Annotated in this window: 27 protein-coding genes, 2 tRNA genes and 3 rRNA genes; 3 read left to right on the top strand and 29 right to left on the bottom strand. The window is 47.9% G+C overall.

The features are described 5' to 3' along the window. Window positions 1-10: 10 nt before the first annotated feature. From rplR to EL111_RS10655, 29 genes are all read right to left on the bottom strand, one after another. Window positions 11-364 carry a 50S ribosomal protein L18 gene (gene rplR, locus EL111_RS00925; protein ID WP_123795172.1) on the bottom strand — a complete coding sequence of 118 codons (354 nt, stop codon included), beginning with the start codon at window positions 362-364 and terminating at the stop codon, window positions 11-13. Window positions 365-377: 13 nt separating this feature from the next. Continuing rightward, window positions 378-911, bottom strand: a complete 534-nt coding sequence (gene rplF, locus EL111_RS00920) for a 50S ribosomal protein L6 (protein ID WP_123795171.1) — start codon at window positions 909-911, stop codon at window positions 378-380. 13 nt (window positions 912-924) lie between these two features. Continuing rightward, a complete protein-coding gene (gene rpsH / locus EL111_RS00915) occupies window positions 925-1,317 on the bottom strand; it encodes a 30S ribosomal protein S8 (protein WP_066077332.1) in 393 nt (130 codons plus the stop codon). A gap of 14 nt (window positions 1,318-1,331) precedes the next feature. After that, on the bottom strand, window positions 1,332-1,637 hold the full coding sequence (rpsN, locus tag EL111_RS00910) for a 30S ribosomal protein S14 (RefSeq protein WP_123795170.1): 306 nt from the start codon (window positions 1,635-1,637) through the stop codon (window positions 1,332-1,334). Window positions 1,638-1,640: 3 nt separating this feature from the next. Continuing rightward, window positions 1,641-2,180: a 50S ribosomal protein L5 gene (rplE, locus tag EL111_RS00905; protein WP_123795169.1), complete on the bottom strand. Its 540-nt coding sequence runs from the start codon at window positions 2,178-2,180 to the stop codon at window positions 1,641-1,643. Window positions 2,181-2,189: 9 nt separating this feature from the next. Then, a complete protein-coding gene (gene rplX, locus EL111_RS00900) occupies window positions 2,190-2,513 on the bottom strand; it encodes a 50S ribosomal protein L24 (protein ID WP_123795168.1) in 324 nt (107 codons plus the stop codon). An 11-nt stretch (window positions 2,514-2,524) separates the two neighbouring features. Further along, on the bottom strand, window positions 2,525-2,893 hold the full coding sequence (gene rplN, locus EL111_RS00895; protein WP_066077345.1) for a 50S ribosomal protein L14: 369 nt from the start codon (window positions 2,891-2,893) through the stop codon (window positions 2,525-2,527). A gap of 222 nt (window positions 2,894-3,115) precedes the next feature. Next, window positions 3,116-3,379 carry a 30S ribosomal protein S17 gene (gene rpsQ, locus EL111_RS00890; RefSeq protein ID WP_123795167.1) on the bottom strand — a complete coding sequence of 88 codons (264 nt, stop codon included), beginning with the start codon at window positions 3,377-3,379 and terminating at the stop codon, window positions 3,116-3,118. Then, on the bottom strand, window positions 3,379-3,570 hold the full coding sequence (gene rpmC, locus EL111_RS00885) for a 50S ribosomal protein L29 (RefSeq protein WP_123795166.1): 192 nt from the start codon (window positions 3,568-3,570) through the stop codon (window positions 3,379-3,381). Before rpmC ends, rpsQ begins: the two co-directional genes overlap by 1 nt. After that, on the bottom strand, window positions 3,570-3,986 hold the full coding sequence (rplP, locus tag EL111_RS00880; protein ID WP_123795165.1) for a 50S ribosomal protein L16: 417 nt from the start codon (window positions 3,984-3,986) through the stop codon (window positions 3,570-3,572). Before rplP ends, rpmC begins: the two co-directional genes overlap by 1 nt. Then, on the bottom strand, window positions 3,970-4,662 hold the full coding sequence (gene rpsC, locus EL111_RS00875) for a 30S ribosomal protein S3 (protein WP_066077354.1): 693 nt from the start codon (window positions 4,660-4,662) through the stop codon (window positions 3,970-3,972). The genes rplP and rpsC overlap by 17 nt, the downstream gene beginning before the upstream one ends. Window positions 4,663-4,671: 9 nt before the next feature. After that, window positions 4,672-5,001 (bottom strand): 50S ribosomal protein L22, encoded by a 330-nt coding sequence (gene rplV / locus EL111_RS00870; RefSeq protein WP_003749277.1) that lies wholly within the window; start codon window positions 4,999-5,001, stop codon window positions 4,672-4,674. Between the two features lie 8 nt (window positions 5,002-5,009). Beyond that, complete coding sequence (rpsS, locus tag EL111_RS00865; RefSeq protein ID WP_002215422.1) at window positions 5,010-5,288, bottom strand: 30S ribosomal protein S19; 279 nt, start codon at window positions 5,286-5,288, stop codon at window positions 5,010-5,012. A 5-nt stretch (window positions 5,289-5,293) separates the two neighbouring features. Further along, a complete protein-coding gene (rplB, locus tag EL111_RS00860; protein ID WP_123795164.1) occupies window positions 5,294-6,127 on the bottom strand; it encodes a 50S ribosomal protein L2 in 834 nt (277 codons plus the stop codon). Window positions 6,128-6,140: 13 nt separating this feature from the next. Then, window positions 6,141-6,449 (bottom strand): 50S ribosomal protein L23, encoded by a 309-nt coding sequence (rplW, locus tag EL111_RS00855; RefSeq protein WP_172459274.1) that lies wholly within the window; start codon window positions 6,447-6,449, stop codon window positions 6,141-6,143. Beyond that, the gene (gene rplD / locus EL111_RS00850) at window positions 6,446-7,066 is read right to left on the bottom strand and encodes a 50S ribosomal protein L4 (protein WP_123795163.1); all 621 of its coding nucleotides are present in this window, start codon (window positions 7,064-7,066) and stop codon (window positions 6,446-6,448) included. Before rplD ends, rplW begins: the two co-directional genes overlap by 4 nt. Beyond that, complete coding sequence (gene rplC / locus EL111_RS00845) at window positions 7,066-7,710, bottom strand: 50S ribosomal protein L3 (RefSeq protein WP_123795162.1); 645 nt, start codon at window positions 7,708-7,710, stop codon at window positions 7,066-7,068. Before rplC ends, rplD begins: the two co-directional genes overlap by 1 nt. A gap of 237 nt (window positions 7,711-7,947) precedes the next feature. Continuing rightward, a complete protein-coding gene (gene rpsJ / locus EL111_RS00840) occupies window positions 7,948-8,259 on the bottom strand; it encodes a 30S ribosomal protein S10 (RefSeq protein WP_002642322.1) in 312 nt (103 codons plus the stop codon). Between the two features lie 16 nt (window positions 8,260-8,275). Further along, a complete protein-coding gene (tuf, locus tag EL111_RS00835; RefSeq protein WP_126325827.1) occupies window positions 8,276-9,460 on the bottom strand; it encodes an elongation factor Tu in 1,185 nt (394 codons plus the stop codon). Window positions 9,461-9,563: 103 nt separating this feature from the next. After that, window positions 9,564-11,669, bottom strand: a complete 2,106-nt coding sequence (fusA, locus tag EL111_RS00830) for an elongation factor G (RefSeq protein WP_123796428.1) — start codon at window positions 11,667-11,669, stop codon at window positions 9,564-9,566. Window positions 11,670-11,687: 18 nt separating this feature from the next. Continuing rightward, window positions 11,688-12,158, bottom strand: a complete 471-nt coding sequence (gene rpsG, locus EL111_RS00825) for a 30S ribosomal protein S7 (RefSeq protein ID WP_123796429.1) — start codon at window positions 12,156-12,158, stop codon at window positions 11,688-11,690. A gap of 116 nt (window positions 12,159-12,274) precedes the next feature. Then, window positions 12,275-12,646, bottom strand: coding sequence for a 30S ribosomal protein S12 (gene rpsL / locus EL111_RS00820; protein ID WP_002218431.1), 372 nt, complete (start codon window positions 12,644-12,646; stop codon window positions 12,275-12,277). Between the two features lie 216 nt (window positions 12,647-12,862). After that, complete coding sequence (locus EL111_RS00815; RefSeq protein WP_126325826.1) at window positions 12,863-13,150, bottom strand: ComEA family DNA-binding protein; 288 nt, start codon at window positions 13,148-13,150, stop codon at window positions 12,863-12,865. Window positions 13,151-13,377: 227 nt separating this feature from the next. Further along, a 5S ribosomal RNA gene (rrf, locus tag EL111_RS00810) occupies window positions 13,378-13,491 on the bottom strand. A gap of 121 nt (window positions 13,492-13,612) precedes the next feature. Next, window positions 13,613-16,502: ribosomal RNA gene (locus tag EL111_RS00805) — 23S ribosomal RNA — on the bottom strand. Between the two features lie 375 nt (window positions 16,503-16,877). Further along, window positions 16,878-16,953: transfer RNA gene (locus EL111_RS00800), tRNA-Ala, on the bottom strand. Window positions 16,954-16,963: 10 nt separating this feature from the next. Beyond that, window positions 16,964-17,040, bottom strand: a tRNA-Ile gene (locus tag EL111_RS00795). 104 nt (window positions 17,041-17,144) lie between these two features. Beyond that, a 16S ribosomal RNA gene (locus EL111_RS00790) occupies window positions 17,145-18,685 on the bottom strand. The 16S, 23S and 5S rRNA genes sit together here with 2 tRNA genes alongside, the layout of an rRNA operon. Window positions 18,686-19,477: 792 nt before the next feature. After that, window positions 19,478-20,113: a hypothetical protein gene (locus tag EL111_RS10655; protein WP_231998389.1), complete on the bottom strand. Its 636-nt coding sequence runs from the start codon at window positions 20,111-20,113 to the stop codon at window positions 19,478-19,480. A gap of 208 nt (window positions 20,114-20,321) precedes the next feature. On the opposite strand from EL111_RS10655, the gene EL111_RS00780 reads away from it, so the two are divergent. The 3 genes from EL111_RS00780 (at window position 20,322) to EL111_RS00770 (ending at window position 22,845) form a co-directional block, all read left to right on the top strand. Beyond that, window positions 20,322-20,894 (top strand): TMEM165/GDT1 family protein, encoded by a 573-nt coding sequence (locus EL111_RS00780; RefSeq protein WP_123796207.1) that lies wholly within the window; start codon window positions 20,322-20,324, stop codon window positions 20,892-20,894. A 14-nt stretch (window positions 20,895-20,908) separates the two neighbouring features. After that, window positions 20,909-21,547 carry a TIGR01621 family pseudouridine synthase gene (locus EL111_RS00775; RefSeq protein ID WP_123796182.1) on the top strand — a complete coding sequence of 213 codons (639 nt, stop codon included), beginning with the start codon at window positions 20,909-20,911 and terminating at the stop codon, window positions 21,545-21,547. 119 nt (window positions 21,548-21,666) lie between these two features. Beyond that, the gene (locus tag EL111_RS00770; protein WP_123796183.1) at window positions 21,667-22,845 is read left to right on the top strand and encodes a phosphoglycerate kinase; all 1,179 of its coding nucleotides are present in this window, start codon (window positions 21,667-21,669) and stop codon (window positions 22,843-22,845) included. Window positions 22,846-23,015: the final 170 nt, after the last annotated feature.

The following is a 23,015-nucleotide window of genomic DNA, read 5'->3' as shown; positions in this document are numbered from 1 at the left end:
TCTCCAAATATTAGAAGCTCAAACCATTCTCACGTGCAGCTTCAGCCAAAGCTTTCACACGACCGTGATACTGAAAACCTGAGCGGTCAAAAGCAACTTTTTCAACACCTGCTGCTTTTGCTTTCTCAGCAATACGCTTACCTACTACGGCAGCAGCTTCTACATTGCTACCGGATTTCAGGCTGTTGCGTACTTCAGCTTCCAAGGTAGAGGCTTGAGCCAATACTTTATCACCTTCAGCACTAATTACTTGAGCATAAATGTGATTATTTGTGCGGAACACGCATAATCTTACCATTTTCAAGTCCGCAATACGTGCACGGGTTTTGCGTGCACGACGGAGTCGGGTTGCATGTTTATTCATTAGTGAACCTCAATTATTTTTTCTTGGCTTCTTTCATCACCACCACTTCGCCCACATAACGAACACCTTTACCTTTATAAGGCTCTGGAGAGCGGAATGCGCGAATTTCAGCAGCAACTTGACCAACAACTTGTTTATCTGCACCAGTCAGAACAATCTCTGTTTGGCTAGGTGTTTGAACAGTAACACCTTCAGGCATTTCATATACAATTGGGTGAGAAAAACCCAGAGACAGGTTCAAAACTTTACCTTGGGCTTGGGCGCGATAACCCACACCAATCAATTGGAGTTTTTTCTCAAAACCTTCAGAAACACCCTTAACCATATTGCCAACCAAGGCACGTGCAGTACCAGACATAGCATTTGCCTGCTTGCTTTCATCTTTGGCAGCAAAGGTCAACTGACCATCATTCAGTTCGATAGCGACATTAGTAGGCAGCGGAAAAGACAACTCACCATTCTTGCCTTTTACAACTAACGCATCCGTTCCAAATTTTACTTCAACCCCAGCAGGAACAGTCACTGGGTTTTTAGCTACGCGTGACATTTATCTCTCTCCACTAGGCTACGATGCACAACAACTCACCGCCAACACCTTCAGAGCGGGCTTTACGGTCAGTCATCACACCTTTAGAAGTACTAACAATAGCAACACCCAAACCGTTCATCACGCTCGGAATCTCGCTAGAAGCTTTGTAAATACGCAAACCAGGGCGTGATACACGCTTAATTTGCTCAATTACAGGGCGGCCTGCGTAGTATTTTAATTGAATTTCCAATACCGGTTTTGCATCAGCAGAAACCGCAAAATCCTCGATGTAACCTTCTTCTTTCAAAACTTTGGCAATCGCACATTTCAATTTTGATGAAGGCATAGCAACTGCCACTTTATTAGCACGTTGCGCATTACGGATACGAGTCAACATATCGGAAATAGGATCATGCATACTCATTATTAATACTCCTATTACCAGCTAGCTTTAACAACACCCGGAATCTCGCCACGCATTGCGATTTCACGGATCTTAATACGGCCCAAACCGAATTTACGGAACGTGCCACGAGGACGACCTGTCAAAGCACAACGACGACGTTGACGCACAGGTGCAGCATTGCGAGGAATTGCCTGGAATTTCAAACGTGCCTCAAAACGCTCTTCTTCAGTTACATTTGCATTGTTAATCACTGCAAAAATTGCTTCGCGTTTAGCGGCATATTTTTTCGCCAGAGCTTGACGTTTCAGCTCACGATTAATAAGTGCTTTCTTAGCCATTGATTATCCTTTGAACGGAAACTTGAACAGAGACAACAAAGCTTTAGCTTCTTCATCAGTTTTTGCAGTAGTAGTAATAGTAATATTCAAACCACGCAAAGCATCGATTTTATCGTATTCAATTTCCGGGAAAATGATTTGCTCGCGCACACCCATATTATAGTTACCACGACCATCAAATGATTTACCACTCACACCACGAAAGTCGCGCACACGAGGCAATGCGATACTAATTAAACGATCCAAGAATTCGAACATCTGATCGCGACGCAAAGTCACCTTACAACCCACCGGATAGTTATCACGGATTTTAAAACCTGCGATAGATTTACGTGCAACGGTTACAACAGGTTTTTGACCGGCAATTTTTTCCAAGTCAGCAACAGCATGTTCCATTACTTTTTTATCAGCAACTGCCTCACCAACACCCATATTCAAGGTAATTTTTTCAATGCGGGGCACTTCCATTACTGATTTGTAACCGAATTGTTTCACCAACTCAGGAACCACAGTATCTTTATAAAACTCTCTCAAACGAGCCATGTTATCTCCTTATGCTCCAATGACAGAGCCGTTAGACTTGAAGACGCGAACACGTTTGATTTTACCTTCGCCTTCAATCAATTTAATACCAACACGGTCTGCTTTATTGGTTTCAGGATTAAAAATTGCAACATTAGAAATAGCCAAAGGCATTTCTTTAGCAACAATACCACCTTCAACACCACGCATCGGATTTGGCTTTTGATGGCGCTTTACAACATTCACACCCTCAACAACAACTTTATCACCCAACACGCGAACTACTTGACCTTGCTTGCCTTTATCTTTGCCGGCAATAACAACGACTTGATCGCCTTTAATAATTTTATTCATTTCTATCTTCCTTACAGCACTTCAGGTGCCAGCGAAACGATTTTCATGAATCGCTCGGTACGCAGCTCGCGAGTTACCGGGCCGAAAATACGCGTACCCATAGGCTCAAGTTTGTTATTCAGCAATACAGCAGCATTGTTGTCAAACTTAATCAGCGCGCCATCCGGACGACGAACACCTTTTGCCGTACGAACAACAACAGCATTGTAAACATCACCTTTTTTAACGCGGCCACGAGGTGCAGCATCCTTAACTGCAACTTTAATGATATCGCCAACCGAAGCATAGCGACGCTTAGACCCGCCCAACACTTTGATGCACATTACACGGCGCGCACCAGAGTTATCAGCCACATCTAAGATGGTCTGCATTTGAATCATTTTATTACCTTTAAATTAACCAACTTAATTTACCCTTTTCACCTAGCTCATAACTTGATTGTTATTTACCAAATGAAACCATCACGGTTCTAGTAAACCAGTCTTGGATCCCGACGGGAAGAAACTTTCAGCAAGACACTGAAAGATAAGAAACGAAGTTTACACGCAAATTTAACTTGCTGCAAGACTTCGTTTCTTATTAAAGCACTACTGTCTCAAAAATTAAACAGTACGTGCTTTCTCAACCAGCTCTTTTACAATCCAAGATTTGGTTTTTGACAACGGACGAGATTCCGCAATCACCACCACATCACCGATACCATACTCATTTTTTTCATCATGGGCATGAATTTTGGTGGACAGGCGAATAATTTTACCGTAAAGAGGATGTTTTACTTTACGTTCAACCAATACGGTTACGGTTTTATCCATCTTGTCGCTGACTACTTTGCCTTGCAAAGTACGAACGTTTTTAGCTTCGCTCATTACTTAGCACCTTTTTCAGTTAAAACGGTTTTAATACGAGCAATATCGCGACGCACACGTTTTAATTCGCTTGATTTACCCAATTGACCGGTTGCATTTTGCATACGCAAGCCAAATTGTGCTTTCAATAAGTCAAGCAAATCAGCATTTAATTGCTCAACAGATTTGTCTTTCAATTCATTTGCTTTCATTATTGACCTACCTGTCTTACTACAAAGGTTGTAGGAACTGGCAATTTAGCAGCAGCCAATTCAAAGGCTTCTCGAGCCAATGCTTCTGGCACACCATCCATTTCATACAATACTTTGCCCGGTTTAATTTCAGCAACGTAGTATTCCACATTACCTTTACCGCCACCCATACGAACCTGGATAGGTTTTTCGGTAATCGGTTTGTCCGGGAATACACGAATCCAAATGCGACCGCCACGTTTAATGTGACGAGTCATGGTACGGCGGGCAGCTTCGATTTGGCGAGCAGTCAAACGACCGCGACCAACAGCTTTCAAACCGTATTCGCCGAAACTTACTTTATTACCACGGGTAGCGATACCGGTATTACGGCCTTTATGCTGTTTGCGGTATTTCAGTCTAGTTGGCTGCAGCATGACGACCACCTGCCTTTCTTTGTTTCTTCTCTTCAGGTTTAGCAGAAGATTTTACATCACCTTCAGTGTAAACCCAAACTTTCAGACCCAATACACCGTAAGTAGTGTGAGCCTCGCTGGTTGCATAATCTACGTTTGCACGCAGAGTATGCAGCGGCACACGGCCTTCACGGTACCATTCGCTACGCGCAATGTCAGCACCGTTCAGACGACCTGAAGTCATAATTTTGATACCTTTGGCACCGGCACGCATTGCATTCTGCATAGAACGTTTCATAGCACGACGAAATTGGACACGTTTTTCCAATTGTTGTGCAATGCCGTCTGCAATAATTTGCGCATCCAGTTCAGGCTTGCGGATTTCTTCGATATTAACGTGTACCGGCACACCCATCAGAGCTTGCAGATCACGTTTCAAAATTTCGATATCCTCACCTTTTTTACCGATTACAACACCCGGACGAGCAGAGTGAATGGTAATACGAGCCGATTTAGCAGGACGCTCAATCACTACACGACCAACAGAGGCATTTGCCAAACGGGTACGGAGGTAGTTACGAACATCGATATCTTGCTTCAATACAGTTGAAAATTCGTTGCTTTTAGCAAACCATTTTGAAGACCAGTCTTTAGTTACCGCCAGGCGAAAGCCTGTAGGGTTAATCTTTTGTCCCATAGCTTTTCCTTAGTTGCCCACTGTCACATTAATATGACAAGTTTGTTTTTCAATGCGGTTACCGCGACCTTTGGCACGAGCTTGAAAACGTTTCAAGCTAGGACCTTTGTCAACGAAGATAGTTACCACTTTCAGCTCATCGATGTCGGCACCGTTATTGTGCTCGGCATTCGCAATTGCTGATTCCAGTACTTTTTTAATCAACTCGGCACCTTTTTTCGGGCTGAATGCCAAGATGTTCAAAGCTTGGGCAACGTCTTTACCACGAATTAAATCAGCCACTAAGCGAGCTTTTTGAGCTGAGATACGGGCATTTTTATGTTGTGCACTTACTCTCATGATTCACCTTATTTCTTTTTAGCCTTTTTATCAGCCAAATGGCCTTTAAAGGTACGGGTCAATGAGAACTCACCCAATTTATGACCGACCATGTTATCGCTGATAAATACAGGCACGTGAGTGCGGCCATTGTGTACAGCGATAGTCAAACCGATAAAATCAGGCAAAATGGTAGAACGACGCGACCAAGTTTTAATTGGACGCTTATCGTTGCTTGCACGAGCAGCATCTACTTTTTTCAGCAAATGCAGGTCTACATATGGGCCTTTTTTCAATGAACGAGCCATATTAATTAACCTTTATTTGAGTAACGACGACGAACAATCATGTTATCCGTGCGTTTGTTATTACGAGTGCGGTAACCTTTAGCAGGAGTACCCCATGGGCTAACCGGTTCGCGAGCCTCACCGGTACGGCCTTCACCACCACCATGCGGGTGATCAACAGGGTTCATTACGACACCACGAACGGTCGGACGAATACCACGCCAACGGTTTGCACCAGCTTTACCGATTTTTTTCAGGCTTTGCTCTTCGTTACCAACTTCACCGATGGTTGCACGACAATCCACATGGATTTTACGCACCTCACCAGAACGCAGACGCACTTGAGCGTAAATACCTTCTTTAGCCAATAATACCGCAGAAGCACCGGCTGAACGAGCGATTTGCGCACCCTTACCCGGCTTCATTTCGATACAGTGGATAGTCGTACCTACCGGAATGTTGCGGATAGGCAGGGTATTACCTACTTTAATCGCAGCTTCCGCACCTGATACCAATACAGCACCGGCTTGAACACCACGCGGAGCAATAATATAACGACGTTCGCCGTCTGCATAACACAGCAATGCAATGAATGCAGTACGGTTAGGATCGTACTCGATACGCTCAACTTTTGCAGGGATACCGTCTTTGTTACGTTTGAAATCTACAACGCGGTAATGGTGTTTATGACCGCCACCCTTATGACGAGTGGTAATGTGACCATTATGGTTACGACCGGCAGTAGAGTTTTTCTTTTCAACCAGAGGTGCATAAGGTGCACCTTTGTGCAAACCTTCTGCAACAACGCGAACCATGCCGCGACGACCTGCAGAGGTTGGCTTCATTTTAACGATTGCCATTTTAACTTATTCCTTATTCTGCAGCTGCAGCAGCGGCTTCCAAATCCAACTCTTGACCGGCAGCCAAGCTCACATAAGCCTTTTTAACATCGCTGCGACGGCCCAAAGTGCGACCAAAACGTTTGGTTTTACCTTTAATGGTAACGGTAGTTACTGCGGCAACTTGAACACCGAACAACAGCTCAACAGCAGCCTTAATTTCGGTTTTAGTTGCATTGGCAGCTACTTTAAACGTCATTTGATTGCGTTTTTCAGCCAATACGTTGCTTTTTTCAGAAACGATAGGTGCCAAAATCACTTGAGTCAAACGTTGTTGATTCATACCCATTGCTCCTCTAATTGTGCAACTGCATCTTTAGTGATGATGACTTTTTTGTAACGCAACAAGCTGTATGGATCAACTTGTTGAGCTTCCAAAACCAGTACATTCGGCAAGTTGCGTGAAGCCAAATAAACATTCTCGTCCAACTGCTTGGTTACAAACAGCACCTGCTCCAAACCCAAATTTTTCACTTGTTCCGCAAAAACTTTGGTTTTTGGAGTTTCAGCAGTCAACGCCTCAATAGCAAACAGACGCTCGTCACGCACCAACTGAGACAAGATAGAAGCCATGCCTGCGCGGTACATTTTACGATTCACTTTTTGAGTGAAGTTTTCATCAGGTTTGTTCGGGAATGCACGACCACCTTTACGCCACAGCGGAGAAGAAGTCATACCGGAACGGGCACGACCGGTACCTTTTTGGCGCCATGGCTTTTTAGTAGAATGGTTTACTTCTGCACGAGTTTTTTGAGCACGGTTACCAGAACGAGCATTTGCCAAGAAAGCAGTAATCAGCTGATGTACCAATGCTTCATTGTATTCACGAGCGAACAGAGCATCAGAAACAGCCAAGCTGCCGGAAACCTGTCCTTTAGCGTCAATTACTTTCAATTCCATTACGCACCTACTTTCACGCCCGGACGTACTACAACATCGCTATTCACAGAACCAGGAACAGCACCTTTCACAAGCAGCAACTGACGCTCGGCATCCACACGTACAACTTCCAGATTTTGGACGGTTGCCTTGGTATTACCATATTGACCCGCCATACGCTTACCCGGGAAAACTCGACCCGGATCTTGAGCCATACCGATAGAACCCGGCACACGGTGAGAGCGCGAGTTACCATGAGAAGTACGCTGAGAACCAAAATTATGACGCTTAATAGTACCGGAGAAACCTTTACCCTTAGAGGTACCGGTTACATCCACCAATTGACCTGCTTCGAACATCGCAACAGTAATCTCGTCACCAGCCTTCAATTCAGCCAATTGTTCTTCAGTCAAAGCAAACTCAACCAAACCACGACCAGCCTCAACACCTGCTTTTGCAAAGTGACCAGCTTCGGTTTTATTCACACGGTTTACTTTTTTCTGACCAAAGGTAACTTGTACGGCAGCATAGCCGTCAGTATCTTTGGATTTGATTTGTGTAACGCGGTTAGCAGACATATCCAACACGGTTACCGGAACAGAAACACCCTGCTCGTCGAACACGCGAGTCATACCAACTTTGCGCCCAACCAGACCTAAAGTCATGATTATTTTCCTTTTAATTAAAGGGGCAGGCTACGATTGGCCCACCTTTGGACAAAGATAAAAACTTAGCACAAATGTACTAAGTCCGCCATTATACTGCACTATTGAAAAAAATATCAATAAAAACTTAGCGTTTTCATAATAAAGCCGTCTGAAAACAACGACACCTACATTTCAGATGACCTAACGCAATAAAAAAGCCAAACAGACAACTGCTTGGCTTTTATTCGATAATGATTATTGAACTTTAATTTCAACATCCACACCGGCCGGCAAATCCAGCTTCATCAATGCATCAGTTGTTTTATCAGTCCAATCAACAATATCCATCAAACGCAGGTGAGTACGGATTTCCAACTGCTCACGGGAAGTTTTGTTCACGTGAGGCGAGCGCAAAATATTAAAGCGTTCAATCTTAGTTGGCAACGGAATCGGGCCTTTTACTACGGCACCGGTGCGTTTCGCAGTTTCCACAATTTCCTGAGCAGAACGGTCAATCAAGCTATAATCATAAGCTTTCAAACGGATACGGATTTTTTGATTTGCCATTATCTATATCCTTTACTTAAGCGATAACGTTAGATACCACACCGGCACCCACGGTACGACCACCTTCGCGAATCGCAAAACGCAGACCGTTTTCCATTGCAATCGGTGCAATCAGTTCAACGGTGATTTTCACGTTTTCACCCGGCATTACCATTTCTACACCTTCAGACAGAGTTACCGCACCGGTAACGTCAGTCGTACGGAAGTAGAATTGCGGACGGTAGTTTGCGAAGAACGGAGTATGACGGCCACCTTCTTCTTTGCTCAGTACGTATACTTCTGCTTCGAACTTGGTGTGCGGGGTAATGGTACCCGGTTTGGCCAATACTTGACCGCGCTCTACTTCTTCACGTTTGGTACCGCGCAGCAGTACGCCTACGTTATCACCTGCTTGACCTTCGTCCAGCAGTTTGCGGAACATTTCTACGCCGGTACAAGTGGTTTTTTGGGTTTCTTTCAAACCAACGATTTCAATCTCGTCGCCAACATGGATGATACCACGCTCTACACGACCGGTTACTACAGTACCGCGGCCGGAGATTGAGAATACGTCTTCAATCGGCAACAGGAACGGTTTGTCAACGGCACGCTCAGGAGCAGGGATGTAGCTGTCCAGTGCATCAGCCAGTTCGAAAATTTTAGCTTCGAATGCTGCATCACCTTCCAAGGCTTTCAAGGCAGAACCTTGTACGATCGGGCAGTCGTCACCCGGGAAGTCGTAGCTGCTCAACAGGTCGCGGATTTCCATCTCTACCAGTTCCAGCAGTTCGGCATCGTCAACCATGTCGCATTTGTTCATGAATACGAGAATGTACGGTACACCTACTTGACGGGCCAACAGGATGTGCTCGCGGGTTTGAGGCATAGGACCGTCGGCTGCGGATACAACCAAAATTGCACCGTCCATTTGAGCGGCACCGGTAATCATGTTTTTAACGTAGTCGGCGTGACCCGGGCAGTCTACGTGTGCGTAGTGGCGGGTTTCGGTTTCGTATTCTACGTGTGAGGTATTAATGGTAATACCACGGGCTTTTTCTTCAGGAGCGTTGTCGATTTGGTCGTATGCTTTGGCAGCGCCACCGAATTTTTTAGACAGAATGGTAGTCAACGCAGCAGTCAGAGTGGTTTTACCATGGTCAACGTGACCGATGGTGCCAACGTTTACGTGCGGTTTGCTACGTTCAAATTTTTCCTTAGCCATGAGCTAATTCCTTTTCATTAAAGATCAATTAAAGAACAAATAATCAGCATATAAGCCGTCTGCAACATTTTTCAGTCAATTTACAGACGGCCTGACTGCCATATTAACCTTTGCGGGCTTCAGTTACCGCAGCGGCAACGTTTGCAGGAGCTTCAGCATATTTCTTAAACTCCATAGAGTAGGTAGCGCGACCTTGGGTAGCAGAACGCAAGTCGGTAGAATAACCGAACATTTCTGCCAACGGAACTTCCGCACGAACTTTCTTACCACCAATGCCGTCATCATCCATACCCAAAACGATGCCGCGGCGACGGTTCAAATCACCCATTACATCACCCATATACTCTTCCGGAGTTTCCACTTCAACTGCCATAATCGGCTCAAGCAGAACAGGAGATGCCTTACGCATACCTTCTTTAAAGGCTTGAGAAGCTGCCAGCTCAAAGGCCAATTGCGAAGAGTCTACATCGTGTGAAGAACCAAACACCAAGCGTACGCGAACATCCACAACAGGGAAGCCTGCTACCACACCGTTTGGCAAGGTATCGCGAATACCTTTATCGACAGACGGAATAAATTCACGCGGAATTACACCACCTTTAATTTCATCAATAAATTCGTAGCCTTCGCCACCCGGTTCCATTGGCTCCATCTTGATTACAACGTGACCGTACTGACCCTTACCACCAGACTGCTTGGCATGTTTGTATTCCGACTCTACTTCTTTACGAATAGTTTCACGGTAAGCTACTTGCGGAGCACCAATATTAGCATCCACCGCAAACTCACGTTTCATACGGTCAACAATGATTTCCAAGTGCAACTCACCCATACCGGAAATGATGGTTTGTCCGGATTCTTCATCAGTACGCACACGGAAAGATGGGTCTTCTTTCGCCAAACGGTTCAGAGCAATACCCATTTTTTCTTGGTCGGCTTTGGTTTTCGGCTCAACAGCAACGTGAATTACCGGCTCCGGGAACTCCATACGTTCCAAAATAATCGGAGAACCTTCGGCACACAAGGTTTCACCTGTGGCAACATCTTTCAAGCCAATCGCCGCTGCAATATCACCGGCACGCACTTCTTCAATTTCAGTACGGTCTGCAGCAGTCATTTGCACCAAACGGCCGATACGCTCGCGAGAACCTTTAACAGAGTTCACTACTGTATCACCGGACTTAACCACACCCGAATATACACGGATAAAGGTCAAGTTACCAACGTATTTATCATTCAACATTTTGAATGCCAACGCAGAAAACGGAGCATCGTCACTCGCTTCGCGGCTGTCTGCTTCTTCTGTTGAAGGATTTACACCTTGTACCGGCGGAATGTCGGTAGGAGCCGGCAGCAACTCAACCACCGCATCCAACATACGTTGTACGCCTTTGTTTTTAAATGCAGAGCCACACAACATCGGCTGGATTTCACCTGCCAAAGTACGCTGACGCAAAGCACCGATGATCTCTTCCTCAGTCAGCTCCTCACCACCCAAGTATTTATCCATCAGCTCCTCAGAAGCTTCAGCAGCAGCTTCAATCATGTTTTGACGCCATTCTTCGGCGGTATCAACCAAATCTGCAGGAATATCGCCATATTCAAACGTTACGCCTTTATCGGCCTCGTTCCAAATGATGGCTTTCATTTTCAACAAATCAACAACGCCTTCGAAATTATCTTCCGCACCAACCGGAATAACGATAGGCACAGGATTAGCGCGCAAACGGGTTTTCATTTGCTCAACTACACGGAAGAAGTTTGCGCCTTGGCGGTCCATTTTGTTTACAAAGGCCAAGCGAGGTACTTGGTATTTATTGGCTTGACGCCATACGGTTTCAGACTGAGGTTGCACACCGCCCACCGCACAGTAAACCATCACCGCACCGTCCAATACACGCATAGAACGCTCCACCTCTACGGTAAAGTCCACGTGTCCCGGAGTATCAATGATGTTAAAGCGGTGCTCTTTAAACTGCTTAGCCATACCAGACCAGTATGAAGTTACCGCAGCAGAAGTAATGGTAATACCGCGCTCTTGCTCTTGCTCCATATAGTCGGTAGTAGCCGCACCATCATGCACCTCACCCAACTTGTGGGTCAGGCCGGTATAGAACAAAATACGTTCAGTCGTGGTTGTTTTACCTGCGTCAATATGCGCAGAAATACCGATATTACGGTACAGGCTGATTGGGGTCTTACGAGCCATTTTATTAGCCTTTCAAAATTAGAAACGGAAGTGGGAGAACGCTTTGTTCGCCTCAGCCATACGGTGCACTTCTTCACGTTTTTTCAACGCACCGCCGCGGCCTTCAGCCGCATCAATCAACTCACCCGCCAAACGCAGATCCATAGATTTCTCACCGCGCTTACGAGCAGCATCGCGAACCCAACGCATTGCCAAAGCCAAGCGACGTGAAGGACGAACCTCAACAGGAACTTGGTAGTTTGCACCACCTACACGACGGCTTTTCACTTCCACGATAGGTTTGGCGTTAGCAATAGCTTCGTTAAATACTTCGATGGCAACTTTGCCGGTTTTTTTCTCAATTTGAGCCAAAGCACCGTAAACGATGCGCTCTGCAACTGATTTTTTACCGTCAATCATCAATACGTTCATGAATTTAGTCAGCTCAACGCTACCGAACTTAGGATCCGGCAATACATCGCGCTTAGGGACTTCTCTACGACGTGGCATATTAATTTCCTTTAAATCTATTCAGTTGGGACAATTCCCATGAATGCCCAAACAAGCATTCACTTACTCGGCCGTTTTTTCAAACTAGGCGGCCGACGTGCCTAATGAAGTCCGAATTACTTAGGACGCTTCGCACCGTATTTAGAACGGGCTTGTTTACGGTCTTTAACACCGGCAGTATCCAAAGAACCGCGTACAGTGTGGTAACGCACACCCGGCAAGTCTTTTACACGACCGCCGCGAATCAGCACTACGCTATGTTCTTGCAAGTTGTGACCTTCACCGCCGATGTATGAAATCACCTCAAAACCATTAGTCAGGCGAACTTTACATACTTTACGCAATGCAGAGTTAGGTTTTTTAGGAGTAGTGGTATACACACGGGTGCACACGCCGCGTTTTTGCGGGCAGGCTTCTAGTGCAGGCACTTTGTTTACGTACACAGGCTTTTGACGGCCTTTGCGTACCAATTGGTTAATAGTAGGCATATTTTCTCGTCCTGTTGAGTTAAATACTTGCCGACACCATGCCGACAAGAGCGAAATTATAGTTTTTCAGCAAGGGTTTAGTCAAGAGAATAAGGCAATTAAACTTTTATTTTGTAACATTTTACACACCCCCCTACCGACCGAAGCCGTCTGCAAACCTATAGTTGATTTACAGACGGCTTTTTCCCCGGTGATTTTCCGGGTTCTTCGTTCAGCCTACTTGCTAGCCGGCACGGCCTTACGTTTGTTCTGTACCGGCGCCACCGTGACCTCGGCCTTCAGTTTGCCATAAATTCCCTCACCGATACCCTTCACATTCTTCAGCTCTTCCGTCGTTTTGAAACCGCCGTTCTGCTGACGGTAGGCCACAATCGCTTTGGCTTTCGCAGGGCCGATGCCCGGCAGGGCCTCCAACTCGCTCTGAGCGGCCGTATTGATGTTTACCGCCGCCAACGACAAGCCTGCCGCCAACGCAGCCAGCGCACCGAACAGGAATTTTTTCATGAGCTTTCTCCTTCTGTTATCAAGATGTCAACCCGGCATCCGAGCGGATACCGCCTACAACCCCATCATAAATAAAGCCCCCAAGTGCTTCAAGCCTTTTGCCGAAGCACAGCAATCTTCTGTCTGACTTGTGCAACACCATACTCCATACCTCCCCCATATCTCCGCTACCCGGCAAGCAACAAAGTAAAAGCCCCCGACATGATGTCAGGGGCTTCGGAATGGGTGTTTGGCAGTGACCTACTTTCACATGGAAGAACCACACTATCATCGGCGCTGAGTCGTTTCACGGTCCTGTTCGGGATGGGAAGGCGTGGGACCAACTCGCTATGGCCGCCAAACTTAAACTGTACAAATCGGTTAAGCCGTTATGCAGTCTCCTGCACTTATTTATTCTTTAATCAACTTCGGTAATGTTGTATCGCTTATCAGTAAGCTTTCATCTGAAGTTCTTCAAATGATAGAGTCAAGCCTCACGAGCAATTAGTATCGGTTAGCTTCACGCATTACTGCGCTTCCACACCCGACCTATCAACGTCCTGGTCTCGAACGACTCTTCAGGAGGGTTATACCCTCAGGGAAGTCTCATCTTCAGGCGAGTTTCGCGCTTAGATGCTTTCAGCGCTTATCTCTTCCGAACTTAGCTACCCGGCGATGCGACTGGCGTCACAACCGGTACACCAGAGGTTCGTCCACTCCGGTCCTCTCGTACTAGGAGCAGCCCCCGTCAAACTTCCAACGCCCACTGCAGATAGGGACCAAACTGTCTCACGACGTTTTAAACCCAGCTCACGTACCACTTTAAATGGCGAACAGCCATACCCTTGGGACCGACTACAGCCCCAGGATGTGATGAGCCGACATCGAGGTGCCAAACTCCGCCGTCGATATGAACTCTTGGGCGGAATCAGCCTGTTATCCCCGGAGTACCTTTTATCCGTTGAGCGATGGCCCTTCCATTCAGAACCACCGGATCACTATGTCCTGCTTTCGCACCTGCTCGACTTGTTGGTCTCGCAGTTAAGCTACCTTTTGCCATTGCACTATCAGTCCGATTTCCGACCGGACCTAGGTAACCTTCGAACTCCTCCGTTACTCTTTGGGAGGAGACCGCCCCAGTCAAACTGCCTACCATGCACGGTCCCCGATCCGGATGACGGACCTGGGTTAGAACCTCAAAGACACCAGGGTGGTATTTCAAGGACGGCTCCACAGAAACTGGCGTCTCTGCTTCTAAGCCTCCCACCTATCCTACACAAGTGACTTCAAAGTCCAATGCAAAGCTACAGTAAAGGTTCACGGGGTCTTTCCGTCTAGCAGCGGGTAGATTGCATCTTCACAACCACTTCAACTTCGCTGAGTCTCGGGAGGAGACAGTGTGGCCATCGTTACGCCATTCGTGCGGGTCGGAACTTACCCGACAAGGAATTTCGCTACCTTAGGACCGTTATAGTTACGGCCGCCGTTTACTGGGGCTTCGATCCGATGCTCTCACATCTTCAATTAACCTTCCAGCACCGGGCAGGCGTCACACCCTATACGTCCACTTTCGTGTTAGCAGAGTGCTGTGTTTTTAATAAACAGTCGCAGCCACCGATTCTCTGCGACCCTCCAATGCTTACAGAGCAAGTCTTTCACATCGAAGGGCATACCTTCTCCCGAAGTTACGGTATCAATTTGCCGAGTTCCTTCTCCCGAGTTCTCTCAAGCGCCTTAGAATTCTCATCCTGCCCACCTGTGTCGGTTTGCGGTACGGTTCTGATTCAACTGAAGCTTAGTGGCTTTTCCTGGAAGCGTGGTATCGGTTACTTCGTGTCCGTAGACACTCGTTATCACTTCTCGGTGTTATGAAGACCCGGATTTGCCTAAGTCTTCCACCTACCGGCTTGAACAAACTATTCCAACAGTTTGCTAACCTAACCTTCTCCGTCCCCACATCGCATTGAATCAAAGTACGGGAATATTAACCCGTTTCCCATCGACTACGCATTTCTGCCTCGCCTTAGGGGCCGACTCACCCTACGCCGATGAACGTTGCGTAGGAAACCTTGGGCTTTCGGCGAGCGGGCTTTTCACCCGCTTTATCGCTACTCATGTCAACATTCGCACTTCTGATACCTCCAGCATGCTTTACAACACACCTTCTTCGGCCTACAGAACGCTCCCCTACCATGCTATTGCTAGCATCCGCAGCTTCGGTTACAGATTTGAGCCCCGTTACATCTTCCGCGCAGGACGACTCGACCAGTGAGCTATTACGCTTTCTTTAAATGATGGCTGCTTCTAAGCCAACATCCTGGCTGTCTGGGCCTTCCCACTTCGTTTACCACTTAATCTGTCATTTGGGACCTTAGCTGGCGGTCTGGGTTGTTTCCCTCTTGACAACGGACGTTAGCACCCGCTGTCTGTCTCCCGAGGAACAACTTGATGGTATTCTTAGTTTGCCATGGGTTGGTAAGTTGCAATAACCCCCTAGCCATAACAGTGCTTTACCCCCATCAGTCTCTTACTCGAGGCACTACCTAAATAGTTTTCGGGGAGAACCAGCTATCTCCGAGTTTGTTTAGCCTTTCACCCCTATCCACAGCTCATCCCCGCATTTTGCAACATGCGTGGGTTCGGACCTCCAGTGCGTGTTACCGCACCTTCATCCTGGCCATGGATAGATCACTCGGTTTCGGGTCTACGCCCAGCAACTAATCGCCCTATTAAGACTCGGTTTCCCTACGCCTCCCCTATCCGGTTAAGCTCGCTACTGAACGTAAGTCGTTGACCCATTATACAAAAGGTACGCAGTCACGGAACAAGTCCGCTCCCACTGTTTGTATGCATCAGGTTTCAGGTTCTGTTTCACTCCCCTCCCGGGGTTCTTTTCGCCTTTCCCTCACGGTACTGGTTCACTATCGGTCGATGATGAGTATTTAGCCTTGGAGGATGGTCCCCCCATGTTCAGACAGGATTCCACGTGTCCCGCCCTACTTGTCGTATGCTTAGTACCACCGATGAGATTTCGAATACGGGGCTATCACCCACTATGGCCAAGCTTCCCAGCTTGTTCTTCTATCTCAACGGCTATCACATACAGGCTCCTCCGCGTTCGCTCGCCACTACTTGCGGAATCTCGGTTGATTTCTTTTCCTCCGGGTACTTAGATGGTTCAGTTCTCCGGGTTCGCTTCTCATACCCTATGTATTCAGGTATGGATACTGCACTGAATGCAGTGGGTTTCCCCATTCGGACATCACCGGATCATAGCTTTATTGCCAGCTCCCCGATGCTTTTCGCAGGCTTACACGTCCTTCGTCGCCTATCATCGCCAAGGCATCCACCTGATGCACTTATTCACTTGACTCTATCATTTCAAGAACCTCTCTGACTTAATCCGCTCTTCCGTTGACTAGAACAGGGACTAGAGATTTTTACTTTGATAAAGCTTACTGCTTTGTTGTGTATTGTTCCCGCCTTTTGTGTTTCGGGAACAACTCGATACAATCATCACCCAAATACTGTGGCCGGTTTGTTTTTCTTTTTAGCTTTGCTTGCGCTTTGCTTAAAAGAGATGTTAAACGGTCGCAACCGTTCTCTATCCAATCCGACCAACTTTGTCTTTGTTTGTTGATTTCGGCTTTCCAATTTGTTAAAGATCGATGCTTGCGGACTTTGTCCGACTTCGCAAATTAAAATGAGCGGCGATTATAGCAGCTTATTTTAATTTGTGAAGTCTTTTTGGTGGAGGCAAACGGGATCGAACCGATGACCCCCTGCTTGCAAAGCAGGTGCTCTACCAACTGAGCTATGCCCCCAGTATGTGTTTGGTGGGTCTGGGAGGACTTGAACCTCCGACCCCACGCTTATCAAGCGTGTGCTCTAACCAGCTGAGCTACAAACCCAAGGTCGTGAGCAATATATCCTATCGAATATTGTTGCTCTTCTTCTTGCATCTTCTACAGTTTACCGATAAGTGTGAATGCGGAGAACCTCTTCTTTTCTCTAGAAAGGAGGTGATCCAGCCGCAGGTTCCCCTACGGCTACCTTGTTACGACTTCACCCCAGTCATGAAGCATACCGTGGTAAGCGGACTCCTTGCGGTTACCCTACCTACTTCTGGTATCCCCCACTCCCATGGTGTGACGGGCGGTGTGTACAAGACCCGGGAACGTATTCACCGCAGTATGCTGACCTGCGATTACTAGCGATTCCGACTTCATGCACTCGAGTTGCAGAGTGCAATCCGGACTACGATCGGTTTTGTGAGATTGGCTCCGCCTCGCGGCTTGGCTACCCTCTGTACCGACCATTGTATGACGTGTGAAGCCCTGGTCATAAGGGCCATGAGGACTTGACGTCATCCCCACCTTCCTCCGGCTTGTCACCGGCAGTCTCATTAGAGTGCCCAACCAAATGATGGCAACTAATGACAAGGGTTGCGCTCGTTGCGGGACTTAACCCAACATCTCACGACACGAGCTGACGACAGCCATGCAGCACCTGTGTTACGGCTCCCGAAGGCACTCCTCCGTCTCTGGAGGATTCCGTACATGTCAAGACCAGGTAAGGTTCTTCGCGTTGCATCGAATTAATCCACATCATCCACCGCTTGTGCGGGTCCCCGTCAATTCCTTTGAGTTTTAATCTTGCGACCGTACTCCCCAGGCGGTCAATTTCACGCGTTAGCTACGCTACTAAGCAATCAAGTTGCCCAACAGCTAATTGACATCGTTTAGGGCGTGGACTACCAGGGTATCTAATCCTGTTTGCTACCCACGCTTTCGAGCATGAACGTCAGTATTATCCCAGGGGGCTGCCTTCGCCATCGGTATTCCTCCACATCTCTACGCATTTCACTGCTACACGTGGAATTCTACCCCCCTCTGACATACTCTAGTCACCCAGTTCAGAACGCAGTTCCCAGGTTGAGCCCGGGGATTTCACATCCTGCTTAAGTAACCGTCTGCGCTCGCTTTACGCCCAGTAATTCCGATTAACGCTCGCACCCTACGTATTACCGCGGCTGCTGGCACGTAGTTAGCCGGTGCTTATTCTTCAGGTACCGTCATGAGGAAATGGTATTAGCATCTCCCTTTTCTTCCCTGACAAAAGTCCTTTACAACCCGAAGGCCTTCTTCAGACACGCGGCATGGCTGGATCAGGCTTGCGCCCATTGTCCAAAATTCCCCACTGCTGCCTCCCGTAGGAGTCTGGGCCGTGTCTCAGTCCCAGTGTGGCGGATCATCCTCTCAGACCCGCTACTGATCGTCGCCTTGGTAGGCCTTTACCCCACCAACCAGCTAATCAGATATTGGCCGCTCGAATAACGCAAGGCCCGAAGGTCCCCTGCTTTCCTCCTCAGAGCGTATGCGGTATTAGCTAATCTTTCGATCAGTTATCCCCCATTACTCGGTACGTTCCAATATGTTACTCACCCGTTCGCCACTCGCCGGCAGAAGTGCAAGCACTTCCCCGCTGCCGTCCGACTTGCATGTGTAAAGCATGCCGCCAGCGTTCAATCTGAGCCAGGATCAAACTCTTATGTTCAATCTCTAACTTAATAACTTCTGGTCTGCTTCAAAGAAACCGACAGGATATAGAATTTCTACATCTTGTCTGTTTTTGTCGCAGTGTGAGGCTTTCCGCACTCACACTTATCGGTAATCTGTTTGTTAAAGAGCTAAATTCGAATTTTACTACAGCTTGTTTTTATTTGTCAAATGTTTTTTACCAACCAGCTTAAAACTTCCAAATAAATCTGCTATAATAAACAGTTCGCTTTCACCGCCGAAGCAGCGAAGAACCGAACTATACCCCTCCAAACCACCCCAGTCAACCCTAAAAATACAAATAAAATCGGGAAAATACTCATCTATCTGTTTGGTAAGGAAATTTTATTGAGGGAAATTTGCGGCGAAATGACAAACTGTACTCCCTCTGCCAACCGGCCGTCTGCGTTTTGGAGTTTGCAGACGGCTTGATTATATGAATTTCACCAATATTTTTTAAAAATTATCCGTACCGGGCACTTTGCCGGCTCGGAAAGAATTCTTTATTCGTTTACAAGTAATACTGTTTAATTACTGTTCCCACCCTATATTCTTCGTAGAAAAGGGAAAGGGTTGCGCCCTATTTTTATATCTGATGCTTGATTTCTGAAAATCGGTATCCGGAAATTGGAAATCTCAAACCTTTTTTCAAACGGATTACTAAGTATTATCGATGCTGTTACAAAACACTTTCTGATATTTCTATTACTTATTTAATGCTGTAAAAGGCCGTCTGCAAAAACGAATATGCAGACGGCCTTTTGTAACAAAACCGGTTTGTTTGGGGAACTTAGCGGTTCATTTCATTTTTAATGGCGCGGATATTAGCCTCACGATCGCGCACTGCTCCGCTCAAACGGCTGATTTTGTCTTGGTCGCCTTTTTTGCGGGCAACGTTAAGCTGGGCTTTGGCTCGCGCTAATGCCGCTTGTTCGTTGCGTATTTCGTTTTGCAAAATCTGCTTGCGGGTCAGTTGCGGCTTGGGTTTCTGCTTGGGTGCAGGGATAACGGGAGCGGGAATGATTTTGGCTTTTTTATTCAATGCGGCGGCGCGCTCTTTAGCGGATTTCAAACTTGCAGCATTGGTGCTTGTTGTGCTTTTGCCGTTACGCAGTTTCACATCGATGCGGGGACGTGCTGCTTCTGCGCTGTTGGTGACGCTCCCGGTTACTGCTGAGGCATCAAGCGGCTTTATGATTACATCGTCATCGATTTTTTGAGCGATGTTGCGCTTGGTTTCGGCTTTAATCTGTTCGGTTTCTTTGAGCTTCTGCTCAAGCTGTTCGAATGTGAACTCTGCCGTGCCGTCCATGCTTTCGGTTACGCACTTGCCGCCCGCTCCCGGAGGGCACAGTTTTTCCGCCGTTGCCGGATATGCTGCGCCAAACAGTATGCCGATCGTCAGGGAGTAAATGATGGGTTTCATGTGTGTTCGGATTGATTCAGGTGTTTGATAAATGCGGCTCATTATACTATGCCGTCTGTAAATTTCGGTGCACAACCGTAAAAGCTGTGTTGCGGTAGATTTGTTCTGCCGCCCGCCTTATAATGGTACGACTTTAGATTTGAAGGAACTGCTGCTGCCCGCCGGGATGCTGCCGTTCTGCCTCACACCGCTTGGGTATCTGAAAATTATGGAAGCGTTCCTCTCTTCGACACTTGGGGTTGCTATTGCGGAAATCGGCGATAAAACCCAACTGCTCGCTTTGTTTCTTGCCGCACGTTTCTCCCAGAAAAATGCCATTGTTGCCGGTATTTTCGTGGCAACTTTGCTGAACCATCTGTTTTCTGCCGTACTGGGCGTATGGCTGGCACAATTTGTATCGCCCGATACCGTCAAATGGATTGTCGGCGGCAGTTTTATCGCAGTCGGTCTGTGGCTGCTGCTGCCGGACAAAGACGACAATCCTGACAGCCGTTGGCTGAAATACGGTGCGTTCACGGCAACGGTTTTGCTGTTTTTTATGGCGGAAATCGGCGATAAAACCCAAATCGCTACGGTTTTGCTGGCCGCAAAATACCAATCTCTGTTTTGGGTTGTCTGCGGCAGCACGCTGGGATTGATGCTGGCCAATGTGCCGGTTGTATATTTGGGTGAAATGCTGATGAAAAAAATTCCGGCAAAAACCGTACGCATCGCCGCTTGTGCGCTGTTTTGCGCTTTAGGTGTGATGACGCTTGCCGGCGGCGGTATTTCCCTGCACTAAAGGCCGTCTGCAAAATGCTTGAAATCTTATTGCAGACGGCTGATTTTGTTGCCGTCAACAAACCGGCAGGCATTGCCGTGCATCAGGAAGAAGGTGAGGACAATCTCCTGCAGCAACTGGCCAAACAACTGGGCGTTCCGCGCTTATGGCTGCTGCACCGCTTGGACAAACCAACCAGCGGCGTATTGCTGTTTGCACTCAACCCGCAGGCCGCCTCCTGTTTGGCACAGCAGTTTGCCGCCCACGCCATGCAAAAAACCTATTTGGCATTAAGCGATGGCAAACCGCTTAAAAAACAGGGCTGGGTCAAAGGCGGCATGGAAAAATCGCGGCGCGGCACATGGAAGCTGACCCGTTCGCAGCAAAATTTTGCGGTAACGCAGTTTCACAGCAGCTCTTTACGTCCGAACCTTCGTCTGTTTGTCCTGCAACCCCATACCGGCAAAACACACCAGCTCCGTGTTGCCATGAAATCATTATCTGCTCCGATTTTGGGCGATACCGCTTACGGTGGCACAACTGCCTGCCGTCTGTTTCTGCACGCTTGGCGTATCCGTTTCCATTACCTCGATACCGTTTTCGACATTACCGCACCGTTGGGCAGCGAATGGCCGTCTGACATTCCGGCTCTCCTACCGGACAATTCCGCTTAATATAAATCAAGCCCTGCCACATCGCCGCTTTACCGCCGCCGCCGCTTCGCGCATAATCCCAATATTAACATTCACCGCTCACCCTTTCCTGATTCCACACTTCTATAAAGGAAACCGACATGGCATTTTTGAAACTGACCGAACAAAACGTACAAGGTAAAACCGTACTCATCCGCGCCGACATGAACGTACCGTTTAAAGACGGCAAAATCAGCGACGACACCCGTATCCGCGCTTCGCTGGCCTCCATTAAATACTGTTTGGACAACGGCGCGGCAGTCATCGTGATGACCCACCTCGGCCGCCCGACCGAAGGCGAATTCCGTCCTGAAGACGACGTTGCCCCCGTTGCCGCGCACTTGGGCGGATTGCTGGGCAAAGAAGTGAAAGTCCTGAACGACTGGCGCGAAAACAAACCCGCGCTGAACGCCGGCGAAGTGGTGATGCTGCAAAACGTGCGCATCAACAAAGGCGAAAAGAAAAACGATTTGGAGCTGGGCAAAGCCTATGCCGCTTTGTGCGACGTGTTTGTCAACGACGCATTCGGCACCGCCCACCGCGCCCAAGCCTCAACCGAAGCCGTGGCACAGGCCGCGCCGCTTGCCTGTGCGGGCGTATTGATGGCGGGCGAACTCGACGCTTTGGGCAAAGCCCTGAAAGAACCTGCACGCCCGATGGTTGCCATTGTGGCCGGCAGCAAAGTTTCCACCAAACTGACCATCTTAGAATCTCTGGCCGACAAAGTGGACCAGTTGGTTGTCGGTGGCGGCATCGCCAACACGTTCCTGCTCGCGCAAGGCCAACCCATCGGCAAATCGCTGGCGGAAACCGATTTGGTGGAAGAGTCTGAAAAAATCATGGCGAAAATGGCAGCCAAAGGCGGCTCCGTTCCGCTGCCCACCGATGTGGTCACCGCGAAAGAATTTGCCGAAAACGCCGCAGCCGAAAGTAAAGCCGTGGCCGATGTGGCCGCAGACGACATGATTTTGGACATCGGCAGCGAATCCGCCGCCGCTTTGGCCGAAATCCTGAAAAACGCCGGTACCGTCGTATGGAACGGCCCGGTAGGCGTATTCGAGTTTGACCAATTTGCCGGCGGAACCAAAGCATTGGCCGAAGCCATCGCCGAAAGCAAAGCCTTCTCTATCGCAGGAGGCGGCGACACACTGGCGGCGATTGCCAAATTCGGCGTAACCGACAAAATCAGCTACATCTCCACCGGCGGCGGCGCATTCTTGGAATTCTTGGAAGGCAAAGAGCTGCCTGCCGTAGCCGTATTGGAAAAACGCGGCGCATAACACCTTTTATGAAACCACCCCAAGCAGGTTGAACATCACCGACCTGCTTGGGGTTTTTCACAATATGCGTCCAATATAATCAAGACAAGCCGCTGCCATGCCGTTGCGCTGATTGGAAACAAGCGCGAACCCTTGAAGCAGGCAAAACCCGACCCAATTATCCCTGCAAC

It is taken from the genome of Neisseria animalis, assembly GCF_900636515.1.
In the GTDB taxonomy this organism is placed as follows: Bacteria; Pseudomonadota; Gammaproteobacteria; order Burkholderiales; family Neisseriaceae; genus Neisseria; species Neisseria animalis.
Note: the sequence above shows the minus strand (reverse complement) of the source record. Positions and strands in the feature narration are given on the sequence as shown.